Raw genomic sequence first — 13,021 nt, 5'->3', positions numbered from 1 at the left:
GCATTACTACCGCATCATGCGCCAGCGGGCCAGGGAGGAGAACGTGGCTGTCACCAGGGAAAACTTCGGCCTGGACGCCATGTCCAGGGGGTGCCTGGGCGGCATCGGCTTCTGCTTTATCTCCCATGTGGGCCAGGTACAGCCCTGCGGCTACCTGGAACTGGACTGCGGCAACATCAAGACCACGCCCTTTCCTGAAATATGGCAAAGCTCGCAGCATTTCAGTGCCCTGCGCGACATAAACGCCTACAAAGGCAAGTGCGGCAAGTGTGAATTCCACCGTGTCTGCGGGGGATGCCGGGCCAGAGCCCATACCATGAGCGGGGACTACCTGGCTCAGGAACCTCTTTGCTCTTATGAACCGGTAAAAAGCTAAAAAAGAGAGGCCCCTTGGAACTGAGCGCGACCGACAAAAAAATCCTGGATATAATCCAGACGGATTTTCCCATAGATCCCAGCCCCTATGCCACAGTGGGCCGGATGGTCGGGCTTACCCAGGCCGAGACCCTGGCCAGGGTCAGGAGCCTGAAGCAAAAAGGGGTGATAAGAAGAATTGGCGGAAACTTCAATTCCAGGCAGCTGGGCTGGCACAGCACCCTGTGCGCCGCTGCGGTTCCGGAAGAAAAGCTGCAGGACTTCATAACCGAGGTAAACCAGCATCCCGGGGTTACCCACAACTACCTGCGCAGACACAGAAATAATGTCTGGTTTACTTATATAGGGCCGTCTAAGGAAAAGGTACAGGAATCCTTACAGCAGATCACCGCCGTAACCGGCATAGAAATCCTGAACCTGCCCGCCAGGAACATGTTCAAGATCAAGGTGGATTTTCCCATGGAATAGAAATGGGACTATGCACCCCCTGCGCATAAAGATCCAGGGGCCGGGGATCAGGCAATTTCCTCAATAATATCCAGGCGCTTTGCATGCCTGCCCCCCTCAAATCCGGTCTCCAGGAAGACATCCAGGATGCTGCCGGCCAGATCCACTCCAATGACCCTTTCGCCCATGCACAGGACATTGGCGTTATTGTGCTTTCTGGCCATCCTGGCCATGTACTCGTTGCAGCAAAGAGCTGCCCGGATTCCCCGAAAACGGTTGGCTGTCATGGACATGCCCAGGCCGGAACCGCAGATGAGAACACCCAGGCACTGAAGCTCCAGGACTTTTTCACACAGCCTGCCTGCGTAAACAGGGTAATCGCAGCTGGAATCATCTTCGGTCCCCACGTCTATTGTCTGCCGGTCATTACTTAGACGGTCCATCAGGACCCTTTTCAGCCACAGCCCTGCATGGTCCGAACCAAAGACCACGGTTTTATTCATGATTCTTTCGCCTTTATGCAAGCGGTCTAATCCTGCCGGCCCAGGTATCTGGACATGCGGTTTTCCAGAAAGGCTCTGCGCCGGGCCTGGAGTTCGTTTTCCAGGTGGGATATTTCCTCTTCCAGAAAGCTCACCTGACCCAGGACCAGATCGAGATCCGAATCTTTCAGGTTCAGGGCCTCCTGCCGGCCTGAGGTACCGGAAACCACCGCCTCAGCCAGCTTGAGCTTCTCCTGGTCCAGCCTTTTTTTCATCTGCCGGATCTCCCACTGCCTGAACATACGGGTGAAATTCCAGCGTATCTCGCTTAGAATAAGACGCCAGCCCACCAGAAAGAGTTGCCAGGGATTAAGCTCGAAGCTGCGCACCAGACGATCCATTTGTTCCCGAAAGCTCATGTGATTACTCCGTGTGTTTTGGAAGTTGACTAATGCAGGAATATAGTCCGTGTCCCATCTGGAGGGTCCAGGCTCATCTGCTCTTGATCCCAGGTTCTGTCCACATCCACAGACCTGATGCGGATTACGGCCTCCTTGTCCTCGGACAGATGCATATCCAGCCTGGAGAAATAAAACAGGTCGTTTTCCTGCTCAATACCCTTGAACTCCACATGCCATCCATCACCCTTGATCATGTTCAGACTGCCGTCCTGCTCCAGTACAACGCTCGTGATGTTTTCGTCTTCAAAGTAATACTTCCACATATTCTCATGGGATTCAACCCGGTGATACTCCCGGGGGACAAGATGCTGGAAATCCCCCAGAAGTACAAGGCTGGTCTCCCTCAGGCCCATGGGTGTGGGAAAACCCAGGAGGGTCGCCCCCCTGCTTCCGTCGTGATGTATGTAGCGGGTGTTTTCTCCGGGATTATAGGCTTGCCACCTCAGTTCATCCTCCAGCCACATGGAAACTGTCTGGCCGAAACCGGCAGAGATGTCCATGCGCACCGGATAACCTGCAAAACCCCATATCGCCGCCTGCACCCTGCGCTGCTGGTCCGGGGTGGAATAGTTCACGCTGGTCTGGATATAAAACTCCTGGTCTTCCTGGAAACTGGAGCTTTGCTCCCAGAAATCCTGCCATACCACCTCCGGGGGCCTCTCCACGGGGATGCGCTTGGGGGCGCAGGAAAAAACAAGAAATGTGGATAGCAGAAGGCACAAAATGCCGCAGTAAAATTTCATGGACCGGCCTTTGCTGACTCGTTTTCAGGCATATCCTTGACTTTTGCCCTTTGTTCCCTGAGGTGTTCGGGGTTTTCCGGGTCCAGTTCCAGGGCCTTTTCATAACCATGCAGGGCATGTTCGCGTTTTCCCAGGGCCTTGGCTATATCCCCGTAATGCTCCCAGATCACCGCCTCGTCATCCACCTGTTCCACTGCAGCCAGAATCTCCTCCCAGGCCTTTTCATAGCTTCCCTGCCGGTAATATACCCAGGCCAGTGAATCAATATAGTAGCCATTTCCAGGATCCAGCTCCAGCGCCCTCTTGATAAGGATCATGGCCCGGTCCAGGTCCCTGTCCTGGTCGGCCAGAGTGTAGCCCACGTAGTTGAGGGCCTCGTGATGCTCCTGGTCCAGGGCGATGATCTCTTCCATTATCTGCAGAGACTTTTCTGTTTTGCCGCTTTTATCCAGCACTACACCCTTGCGGAACAGGAAATCAGTCTGCCCGGGCCATTTTTCCAGGGCTTTTTCCAGAACTTTCCTGGCTTCCTGGTATTCTTCCATGGCTTCCAGGACAATGGCTTCAAAGAGGTGAACCCTGTCCTCCCCGGGATGAAGCTCCTGGCCCTTGCGGGACAATTCAAGGGCTTCCTGGTAGTTCTTTTCATGAAAAAGGATCTGGACCCTGAAGGAAAGGGCCTGCAGATGATAAGAATCCTCTTTGGAAATCCTGGAAAGATAGTCCAGGGCCAGCTGTGGATCGTTTCGGCCCTCGTAGGCTATGAGAGCAAAGTAAAAATACATGGTGTCCGGGTAATCACTCTCAGCAGCGATGTCCTGCAGTAAAATATCTGCATGCTCGTAAAACTCATTGCGGATAAACTGGTTCACCATATCCAGCTGAAAACGGACTTCATCCGGGCCTTTGCCGAACATGGCCACGGCCCTTTCAGGATCATTCAAAAGCAGGTTCAGCTCCACAATTCGAAGAATCAGGTCCGGGCTTCTCTCGCCCATCTTGAGCAGCTGCTGATAAATTCTCTCGGCCTGGAGGTAATCCCTTTCCTGCTCATATATAAAGGCCTTTTCAGCCCAGGCCTGCATAAATCCCGGTCGGGCCTGCACCGCTTTATCCAGGTAAGCCACCGCGTCTGTCTTCTCGCCGAGTTCGCTTTTGGCCCGGCCCATATAGTAATGCATCTCCGGGGTCATTTCATCCGGGGGGATTTCCTGCAAAAGATCCACTGCTCCGGCATAATCACGCATTTCGATATAAAATGCAGCCAGGTCCTCGTAAACGTCAAGATCCTCCGGCACCAGATCCTTGTATTTTTCCAGGGCCTTTACAGCCCCGGACCTGTCACCTTTGACCAGGTAAAATTCAGCCATCTGAAAATACAGTTCAGGGGTACGGGGATAAATCCCGGTGGCATCCTGCAGAATATCCACGGCCTTTTGTTTTTCCCCCTGACGCAGATACTCCCTGGCCAGATCCTGATACAGGCGCACAGACGGACCCAGAACCAGAGCCTTTTCCAGGGCAAGGGCGGCCTTTTCGTGGTCCCCTGCGGCCTGATAGTCCAGGGACTTCAGGTAATGGTAGGTAACCTGGGCCTGGGGAGTCAGCTCCCGGCCTGTTTTCGCCGTCTCGGGCTGCTGGGTTTTAGGGGCGCAGCCCAGGACCACAGCCGCAATCATGATAACCAGAATTTTTTTACCCATTCTTCAATCCCTGAGCAGATTATGCTCCAGGCTGTCACTGTACTGATCCCTCAGGTTCCTGTACAGGGCCCTGCCCATTTCCAGGCCGCACTGGATGAATTCCGGGCCGTAAAGGCGTCCAGTGGAAGTCCTGAAGGTTTCCTGCACCTTTTCAATGTATGACAGTCCCTTTGGGAACCTGTCTATGATATCTTCCAGGGACCATTCCTCGCAGGAGCATATCTCCCAGAGGGTGGTGACGAAATTGTCCGGTCCCCATCTGAACTTGTCCGCGTCATAAAGTACGTCGCTTAAAACCGCCTGCCTTTGATCTGCAGGTTCGAGAACCTCTCTGAACGCTTCGTGGTTGCGCACGGCAAATGCCAGTCCATCCAGCTCTTCCGGTCCGAGAGGGTAATACTGCAGGATTATCCTTGAAAATTCCGCCCCCTTCCGGGCATGATCCCTTTCATGCCGGCTGATGTCATGCAGAAGGCCGGCCATCTGGGCCAGAAGGGTGATGCGCTTGCCGGCCTTGACATCCAGCCACGACCTGGTTTCGATGAGTGCAAGTGTGCCGGCGTCAATACTGACCTTCTTGCAGTGCTCTATCCCGTGCCCGAATCCATCATTGAGAAAGGGCACAACGTCCTCGCGCAGGCGCTGTATAAGCGGGTGACTGAAGAAGATTTCTTTGGAGCGGGCATGCTCCCTGCTGTAGCGGGTGTAAAAGCCCAGACTGTACTTCCCTGCCATGACCCGGGCCTGCTCCTGAACGCTTTTCAGTTCCTCAAGCATCCTCGATCCACTCCCTGGAAAAATCATCGATGTTTTCCTGGATATGGGCCTTGATCTTGCCAAGCAGCCTGGATTCTATCTGGCGGACCCTTTCCCTGGTTATGCCGTATTTTTCACCGATCTCTCGAAGGGTGACCGGGCTTTCCGCCAGCAGCCGCATTTCAATAATATCTTTTTCCTTGTCGCTGAGCTTCGGCATCAGCTCCTTTATGTTCTGCTGCAGAAGCTGGGCCGTTTCTCCCTGCAGAAGTATCTCTTCGGCCCCGTCGCCCAGGGCCGGGATTACATTCATGGGAGTCACATCAGAATCTTCGTTGTAAGGCATGTCCAGGGAGAGGTCATGCTGGCCCAGGCGCTGGCCCATTTCCACCACGTCTGTTTCGGAAACATCCAGGCTCTGGGATATGGCATCCGCGTCCGCAGTTATGCCCATGGACTCCAGCCTCTGCTTCTCCTTGCTCAGATTGTAGAAGAGCTTGCGCTGGGCCTGAGTGGTGCCTACTTTGACCATACGCCAGTTGTCCATGATGAATTTCAGGATATAGGCCCGGATCCAGAAAGAGGCATAATAGGAAAACTTGATTCCCTTGTCCGGATCGAATTTTTTCAGGGCCTTCATCAAGCCTACATTGCCTTCCTGGATCAGGTCCAGGACGTTTTTCATCCATTTTCGCTGAAATTCCATGGCGATCTTGACCACCAGGCGCAGGTTGGAGGTAATGAGCATGAACGCAGCATCCTGGTTGCCCTCATCCCTGAACTTCCTGGCCAGCTCGAATTCCTCTTCAGCGGACATGGTGGGGAAATTGCCCACCTGGCGCAGGTAAATGCGCAGGGCGTCCATGGGCATGGGAGTATTGCCCGGCAACGGACTGACCTCTTTGCCCACGGCACTCTCCAGCTTCTCAGCCACCTTCTTTTCATCCAGCTGACCTTCTTCAGGTGCTTTTATATCCTGTCTTTCTTTTTTTCTTTGAGTCATATTATCCTTGTCTATGGTCATAAGACCCTTTAATCGTATTATATTTCAAAAATTATTTGAGTGACCGCCTTTGTTTGTTGTTTATGTCCATACAACTTATATACCCCAATGCGTGGAGATTTTAAAATCAAAACATACTCAGCTCTGGTTCAGAAATAATTTTATAAATCTTTTATCATCCATTATCAATGTTTTTCAACAGGTAAATATCAAGAGAAGACCTGACCCCGCTTAATCCCTGTTTTCGTTGCGCCTGTTTGACTTCTGGTGTTCAATGTGGTTAGCGTGCCAGCCTAATTTAAAAAAGTAGCAATCGAAGATGATAGTGTTTTATACTGTATTGATTTTGCCAAGAAGTTCAGGGCCAAGATGGATGCTTACAACCAGCTCGAGGGAAAGGACGTGCTGGCCGGCAGACCAGCAAAACTTCCCTTTACCTTGAGCCGGATTAGGTATATAGGCATTTGAATGCAATTCACAAAATTTTTATCCAACAACGAAATCGGGATATTTGACGGAGGCATGGGCACCCTGTTGCAGTCAAAGGGGCTCAAGGCAGGGTACTCCCCTGAAAAATTCGGGCAGGAAAACCCGGAAGCCATCCGCGAAGTACACTCTCTTTATCTCCAGGCAGGGGCAGGGGTTATCACCACCAATACCTTCGGCGGCAGCACCTTCAAGCTGGACCCCGGGGTGGATGCGGAAAAATTCAACGAAAAAATGGCCGGGATAGCCAGGCAGGCTGCCGGTGACCACGGCTTCGTGGCTGGAAGCATCGGCCCCACCGGCAAAATGCTCCCTCCCCTGGGAGACATGACCTTTGACAAAGTTCTGGAGGCATACAGGCAGCAGGTGCGCGGGCTGGCCCGTGGAGGCGCGGACCTGATCCTTGGGGAAACCCACCTGGACCTGGCAGAGGCCCGGGCAGTGGTCATGGCTGCCCGCTTTGAATCCAGCCTGCCCGTGGCCATCTCCATGACCTTTGAAAAAGGGACCAGCCTTACCGGGACCTCCCCGGAAGTCTTTGTGGACACAATGCAGAACCTGGGTGCGGACATAATCGCCATCAACTGCAGCTGTGGACCCGAAGAATTCGTCCCCCTGGTTCAGGCCATGCAGCCAAGGCTTTGCACACCTCTTCTTATTCAGCCCAATGCCGGCATACCTGTACTGGAGGACGGGGAAACAGTTTTCAAAGTAGGCCCGGAGGAATTCGCGGACAAGCTGCGGGTCTTCCTGGACATGGGGGCCAAGTTCCTGGGCGGATGCTGCGGGACTACTCCGGAGCACATCAAGGCCCTGAAAAACATGGCCGCCAGTGCTTCTTACAAGCCCAATACACCCACAGAGCAGCCGGGAATAGTTCTTACCTCCAGAAGCAGGACCCTGCCCTTTGGCCATCAGTTTGCACCTGTCCTTATCGGGGAAAAGATAAATCCCACGGGCAAGGAGGACCTGGCTGCCCAGCTGCAGGGATTTCAGCTTACCCGGGCCCTGGAGATCGCCGAAGAACAGTTTACTTCCGGCGCCCGGATCATGGACGTCAATGTGGGTGCGCCCATGGTGGAAGAAGAAAAGGTACTGCCGGCCCTTTGCCGTGAACTGGTATCCAGGTTCGACTCTCCCCTGGCCATAGATTCAAGCAATGTACAGGCCATTCACAATGCCCTCCTGGAATACCCGGGCAGCGCCCTGGTCAATTCCATAAGCGGAGAAAAGGACAAGATGGAGCGCCTGGGGCCCATCTGCCGCGACTTCGGCGCTCCTTTCATCCTGCTGCCTTTAAGCGGAGGCAGGATGCCGAAAAGCACCGCCGAACGTCTCCAGATCATCGAAGACCTCCTGGAAAGGGCAGACAGGCTGAACATTCCCCGCAGGCTGATCATCGTTGACGTACTCATCATGACCGTCTCATCACACCCCATGGCGGCCATGGACTGCCTGGAGACCATAAGACACTGCCGGGAAAAATGGGGGCTGGCCACTCTGGCCGGTCTTTCCAACATATCCTTTGGACTTCCGGCCAGGGAACTCATTAACGCACACTTCTTCAGCATGTGCGCCGGGGCTGGGCTCAACGCCTTCATCGGCGACCCCCGCTCCACCCGCATGAAGGAAGCCATGGATGCCTGTAGCGCCCTGCTGGGACATGACAGCCAGGCCCAGGAATTCACCATGCGCTACGCCGGTTGGGAATCCGGGGAAATGCATGCACCCGGGGAGCAGGACGGCCAGGAGTTTGAATCCCCGATCCAGGAAGCCGTCATCCGGGGCAAAAAAGACAATATAGTCCCACTTCTGGAAAAGGAAATCCAGGACGGGCAACAGGCCTTCCAGCTTGTGGACGGCGAGATGATCCCGGCCATTAACATCGTCGGGGAAAAATACGAAAAACGCGAACTGTTTCTGCCTCAGCTGATCTTAAGCGCCGAGACCATGAAAAAGGGCTTTGAATACCTGCAGCCCCTTTTGCAGCAGGACGAGCAGGAGCAGGGCCCCACGGTCCTCATGGCCACAGTGGAGGGGGACATCCACGACATAGGCAAAAACATCGTCTGCCTGATGCTCAAGAACTACGGATTCAACGTGGTGGATCTGGGCATAGACATCCCGGCGGAAGAAATAGTAAAAAAGGCCAGGGAGGAAAAAGCCAGCGTCATCGGCCTGTCAGCCCTCATGACCACTACCATGGTCAAAATGCAGGACTGCGTGGAGCTTCTGCACAAAGAGGGACTGAAGTGCAAGGTAATGATAGGCGGTGCCGTGGTCACCCAGGCTTATGCCGAAAGAATCGGGGCGCACGGATTTGCCCGGGATGCCGTGTCCGCGGTTAAACTCGCCCGCAAGCTTTGTTCGGAGTAGATCATGCACAAAAAATACTGCCGGGGAACCTTCCAGAACCTTCATGCAGCGGCCCTTTCTGCATGTATCTGCCTGGCTCTGCTGCTTGCCCTGCCTCTGGCAGCCACTGCAGATGACAGCTCTGTACCGGAAGAGGTGGACCCGGAGGAAATTGAAAAACTCGTTGAAGATGAAAAAGGCAAGGTGCTTATCCTCAACTTCTGGGCAACCTGGTGTGCGCCGTGCAGGGCGGAAATTCGAGACCTGGTAAGAATCAGGCAGGACTACAGCCCGGATCGGGTGAGCATCATAGGCATTTCACTTGATTTTAACCCCCGGGCTGTTCCTGACTTCATGGAAAGAAAAAACATGAACTACCCGGTGTATATATCATCCCAGGATGTTATGGATGCCTACGATATCACCGGCATTCCTTACACCTTGATATATGACGCAGAAGGAAACCTGGCCGAAGTCCATGAAAGCCTCGTGGACTATGAAATCCTGCAGGAAGAACTGGACCGGCTGCTGGCGGATTAAATTGGACAAGCTTTACTTACGCAAAGCCAGAATCGGGGACGTCAAGTCCATTCACGGGATCCTCATGAACTGCTCGAGGCAGGACCTGCTCCTGCCCAGGTCCTACAGCGACCTTTACAGTCATTTGAGGGACTATTTCGTGGTGTGCGATGATCCCGGCAACAATATAATGGGGTGCTGCGCCCTGAGCATTGTCTGGGACAACCTGGCCGAAATCCGTTCCCTGGCCATAGTTTCCAGCATACGGCACATGGGCTGGGGGGGCAGGCTGGTGGAGGCCTGCCTAAGCGAAGCTTTGACCCTGGGGATATACAGGGTCTTTACCCTGACTTACCAGACGGAGTTTTTCGCCAGGCAGGGTTTCAGGGAAATCTCCAAGGACATGCTGCCCCAGAAGGTGTGGGCCGATTGCCTCAATTGCCCCAAGTTCCCCGATTGCGACGAAATTGCCATGCTTACGGAAATGTAAAAAAGGACTTTGCCTTGAATTTAAGAGAGGTCTTTGCCCGGGATGAAATAAAAAAACGAGTGCAGGATCTCGGCCGGGAAATCTCCATTTTTTACGGCCGGGAAAAAGTCCTGGGAGTGTGCGTGCTCAAGGGGGCTTTTGTTTTTTTTGCAGACCTGGTGAGAAGCCTGGAAATAGACATGGAGATTGATTTTGTCCGTCTGTCCAGCTATGGGGACGATACGGTCACCTCAGGCGAGGTGACCGTCAAAAACGATCTGGAGACCGATGTCTGGGAAAAAAACGTGCTGGTGGTGGAAGATATAGTTGATACCGGGGTTTCTTTGTATTACTTCAGACAGATGCTCCTTTCCAGAGGGGCTAGCTCTGTTCGGATCTGTGCCCTGATAGACAAGCATGAGCGCAGGCAGCTTCCAGTCAGTGTGGATTTCTGCGGCTTTCGTGTGCAAAAAGGCTTCCTGGTGGGCTACGGCCTGGATATGGCTCAAAAATACAGAAACCTTCCAGGCATTTATGCCATTGACCCATCGCAAGAATAATCAGCCAAAAATGCATGAGAACCAGCTATGACAGTTCAGTGCCCAAACTGCAGCACCAAGTACCGCTTTGACGACTCCAGGCTCAAAGAGGATCAAAAAGTCCGGTGTACCCGCTGCAAGCATGTCTTCACCCTTTCATTCCTAAACGATGAAGACCAGGCTTACCAGCAGCCGCCGGACCCCGGCGATTCTCTCCGGGAAAGCGCAGACACTGCCCCGGAAAAACCCTCCCGGGACGACATGCATGTTGAGATCACCCCGGAGGAAAAAACCGGCAAAGCAGGCAGGCCCAGGCTGAAAAAGATCGGGGCGGTCCTGGCGCTTTTTTTAATCGTCGCCGCCAGTCTTTACGTAGCCCTGCCCAAAATCGCCCAGCACGTCTATATTCCCTTTGTCAGCTCTGAAAGAGACGCTGAAGAAGTTCCCCGCAAAGAGGTGTTTACAGAAGAGGACGTCCGGGATATTTCCCTGGAGAATGTCCGGCAGTACTTTGTAAACAACGAGGAAACAGGGCAGCTTTTCGTGGTGGAGGGCCGGGCCGTGAACGAATTCGACTCGCCCCGCGCCCGCATCAAACTCCGGGCGGCCCTGTACGATAATCAGGAACAGGTGGTCCAGGAAAAGGAGTTTCTGGCCGGAAATGCCGCCTCACTTTTCCAGCTGCAGGTTTCCTCGAGAGACGAGCTTGAGTCCACTCTGACCTCCCAGCTGGGCATCCTGACCAACAATAAGCATATTGAGCCGGGGGAATCCACTCCCTTTATGACCGTTTTTTTCAATCCCCCTGAAGAAGTCCAGGAATTCGGCCTGGAGGTAATAGAGGCCCACATTCCGGAATAGGCCGCATGAAAACCAGAACTATACATGTGTGCACCTCCTGCGGGTCCAGTGCCATGCGCTGGCAGGGGCAATGCCCGGGCTGCGGCGAGTGGAACACCCTGGAGGCCAGGTCCGGTTCCACGCAGGGCAAGACACAAAACGTCTCCCCCGCCAGCCGCCCAAGCAGACTCTCCAGTGTGGACCTCACCCGGGCGGACCATATGCCCACCGGCATGCAGGAACTGGACGACGTACTGGGAGGAGGGCTGGTCCCGGGGGGTGTCGTACTTCTGGGAGGTGAGCCGGGTATCGGTAAATCCACACTACTTTTACAGCTTCTAAGCCTTGCAGGGACAAAGGATGGTCACACTCTTTACATAAGCGGCGAAGAATCCCTGCCCCAGATCAGATCCCGGGCCCAGAGGCTCGGCCTGGACCAGGAGAACCTCCAGGCCATGGCCACCGGTTCCCTGGAGGATATTCTGGCCGCCCTCTCGTCCCACGGCCCGTATCAACTGGTGATAATCGATTCAGTGCAGACCATAAGCAGTTCTGAATCCGATTCCATGCCCGGGGCCCCCACACAGATCCGACAGGTCTCATCCAGCCTCATCAAAGCCGCCAAGGAATCCGGAACCTGCATCTTCCTGGTGGGACACGTGACCAAGGAAGGCCAGATTGCCGGTCCCAAGCTCCTGGAACACATGGTGGACACGGTCATTTACCTGGAAGGGGACAAGGAGCATCTTTTCCGTATTCTGCGGGTCATTAAAAACAGGTTCGGACCCACCGACGAGCTGGTCATGTTTCAGATGGGCGCTCTGGGACTGGAAGTAATCCAGGACCCCTCGACCTTTTTCCTGCAGGCCAGGGACCCGGCCCTCAGCGGGACAGCAGTGGTCATGGCCGTGGACGGGCACAAGCCCTTTGCAGTGGAAGTCCAGGCCCTGGCCACGCCCAGTTTTCTGAGCATCCCCAGGCGCACAGCCCTGGGTTTTGACCTGAACCGCCTGCACCTTCTCCTGGCGGTCATGGAAAAGAAACTGCAGCGCAGCCTGGCCCAGTCGGATATATACACCAAGATAGGGGGCGGGCTTAAACTGGTGGATCCGGGTCTTGATCTGGGCCTTGTGGCGGCGGTTCTCTCCTCGTTTCACAACCAGAGCCTGCCCGAAAGGGCCATTTTCTGGGGGGAGGTGGATTTAAACGGTCAGATCAGGCCGGTACTGGGGCAGGATATCCGCCTAAAACAGGCCTTCAGGCTGGGTTATAAACCCGTCTTCTGCCCCAGAAGCCCCGAGTCGGACACCGGCATATCCACCATCATGGAGCTTCAGGATATGCTCTTTGGCTCAAATAATCCCGGATCCTGAAGAATTTCAGCAGCCTGGTTCCTGCAGGCCGCTGCAAAATCCTCGGGGTAATGCCCGCAGATAAACCGGTGTTGAGCCTCGCTGAAGGACCCTGGCGACCAGGGCAGTTTGGGCAGAAAAGAGTACATGAGGCGCTGCAGGCCGGGACTGGTGAATCTGCCGGAATATTCTATACTCGTAACCATCCTGGCTCCCAGCCCCTCGAGTATCTGCAGGGCCAGCAGCATGGCCCGGTCCAGAGACCGCCTGCACTCGTCATCCGCCTCCAGGATGCTTCCCACCTGCTCTTGGGGCAAAAGCTGCAGCTCCCACTGGGAGACCTGGGCCTTGGGAACAAAGAGCAGGACGTGTTTGTCCTCGTGCACAACAAGGCTTTCCTCGCCTTTGCCTCCGTCCAGGCGGGTATTGTTGCGCAGACAACGGATATAGTCCCGGAAAAAATCCTGTCCGGTTTCTTCCAGATACTCCTT

The 13,021-nt window shown here is 54.4% G+C and carries 15 protein-coding genes; 8 read left to right on the top strand and 7 right to left on the bottom strand.

Annotated features, from left to right (window positions below):
- Positions 1 to 376: SPASM domain-containing protein (locus D5S03_RS07830; protein ID WP_287043356.1), on the top strand; the 376-nt coding region annotated here is incomplete at its 5' end.
- Between the two features lie 20 nt (positions 377 to 396).
- Positions 397 to 843, top strand: coding sequence for a siroheme decarboxylase subunit alpha (gene ahbA / locus D5S03_RS07825; protein WP_287043358.1), 447 nt, complete (start codon positions 397 to 399; stop codon positions 841 to 843).
- A gap of 47 nt (positions 844 to 890) precedes the next feature.
- Here the strand turns inward: ahbA and rpiB are convergent, their stop codons facing one another.
- Genes rpiB through D5S03_RS07795 form a run of 6 tightly spaced genes read right to left on the bottom strand, consistent with a single transcriptional unit; the run spans position 891 to position 5,970 of the window.
- Positions 891 to 1,325, bottom strand: a complete 435-nt coding sequence (gene rpiB / locus D5S03_RS07820; protein WP_008870453.1) for a ribose 5-phosphate isomerase B — start codon at positions 1,323 to 1,325, stop codon at positions 891 to 893.
- A 26-nt stretch (positions 1,326 to 1,351) separates the two neighbouring features.
- The gene (locus tag D5S03_RS07815) at positions 1,352 to 1,723 is read right to left on the bottom strand and encodes a hypothetical protein (RefSeq protein WP_008870452.1); all 372 of its coding nucleotides are present in this window, start codon (positions 1,721 to 1,723) and stop codon (positions 1,352 to 1,354) included.
- Positions 1,724 to 1,752: 29 nt separating this feature from the next.
- Positions 1,753 to 2,508: a hypothetical protein gene (locus tag D5S03_RS07810; RefSeq protein WP_008870451.1), complete on the bottom strand. Its 756-nt coding sequence runs from the start codon at positions 2,506 to 2,508 to the stop codon at positions 1,753 to 1,755.
- Positions 2,505 to 4,211 carry a tetratricopeptide repeat protein gene (locus D5S03_RS07805; RefSeq protein ID WP_008870450.1) on the bottom strand — a complete coding sequence of 569 codons (1,707 nt, stop codon included), beginning with the start codon at positions 4,209 to 4,211 and terminating at the stop codon, positions 2,505 to 2,507. Before D5S03_RS07805 ends, D5S03_RS07810 begins: the two co-directional genes overlap by 4 nt.
- Before the next feature lie 3 nt (positions 4,212 to 4,214).
- Positions 4,215 to 4,988: an HD domain-containing protein gene (locus D5S03_RS07800; RefSeq protein WP_008870449.1), complete on the bottom strand. Its 774-nt coding sequence runs from the start codon at positions 4,986 to 4,988 to the stop codon at positions 4,215 to 4,217.
- Positions 4,981 to 5,970 (bottom strand): sigma-70 family RNA polymerase sigma factor, encoded by a 990-nt coding sequence (locus tag D5S03_RS07795; protein WP_040418569.1) that lies wholly within the window; start codon positions 5,968 to 5,970, stop codon positions 4,981 to 4,983. Before D5S03_RS07795 ends, D5S03_RS07800 begins: the two co-directional genes overlap by 8 nt.
- 468 nt (positions 5,971 to 6,438) lie before the next feature.
- Here D5S03_RS07795 and D5S03_RS07790 point away from each other — a divergent pair, with 468 nt between their 5' ends.
- Genes D5S03_RS07790 through radA form a run of 6 tightly spaced genes read left to right on the top strand, consistent with a single transcriptional unit; the run spans position 6,439 to position 12,551 of the window.
- Positions 6,439 to 8,832 (top strand): homocysteine S-methyltransferase family protein, encoded by a 2,394-nt coding sequence (locus D5S03_RS07790; protein WP_287043352.1) that lies wholly within the window; start codon positions 6,439 to 6,441, stop codon positions 8,830 to 8,832.
- Positions 8,833 to 8,835: 3 nt separating this feature from the next.
- On the top strand, positions 8,836 to 9,351 hold the full coding sequence (locus D5S03_RS07785) for a TlpA family protein disulfide reductase (protein ID WP_008870446.1): 516 nt from the start codon (positions 8,836 to 8,838) through the stop codon (positions 9,349 to 9,351).
- A gap of 1 nt (position 9,352) precedes the next feature.
- Positions 9,353 to 9,820: an N-acetyltransferase gene (locus D5S03_RS07780; RefSeq protein WP_287043350.1), complete on the top strand. Its 468-nt coding sequence runs from the start codon at positions 9,353 to 9,355 to the stop codon at positions 9,818 to 9,820.
- Positions 9,821 to 9,834: 14 nt separating this feature from the next.
- Entirely contained in the window at positions 9,835 to 10,359 is a 525-nt protein-coding gene (hpt, locus tag D5S03_RS07775) for a hypoxanthine phosphoribosyltransferase (RefSeq protein WP_008870444.1), read from the top strand.
- 27 nt (positions 10,360 to 10,386) lie between these two features.
- Entirely contained in the window at positions 10,387 to 11,199 is an 813-nt protein-coding gene (locus tag D5S03_RS07770) for a DUF3426 domain-containing protein (RefSeq protein WP_008870443.1), read from the top strand.
- Positions 11,200 to 11,204: 5 nt separating this feature from the next.
- Positions 11,205 to 12,551, top strand: coding sequence for a DNA repair protein RadA (gene radA / locus D5S03_RS07765; RefSeq protein WP_008870442.1), 1,347 nt, complete (start codon positions 11,205 to 11,207; stop codon positions 12,549 to 12,551).
- Here the strand turns inward: radA and D5S03_RS07760 are convergent.
- A partial coding sequence (locus tag D5S03_RS07760) for an HIT family protein (RefSeq protein WP_287043348.1) occupies positions 12,512 to 13,021 on the bottom strand: 510 nt, incomplete at its 5' end. The genes radA and D5S03_RS07760 overlap by 40 nt on opposite strands.

It is taken from the genome of Desulfonatronospira sp. MSAO_Bac3, assembly GCF_003838035.1.
In the GTDB taxonomy this organism is placed as follows: domain Bacteria; phylum Desulfobacterota; class Desulfovibrionia; order Desulfovibrionales; family Desulfonatronovibrionaceae; genus Desulfonatronospira; species Desulfonatronospira thiodismutans.
This window is presented reverse-complemented; position numbering and strand designations above follow the sequence as displayed.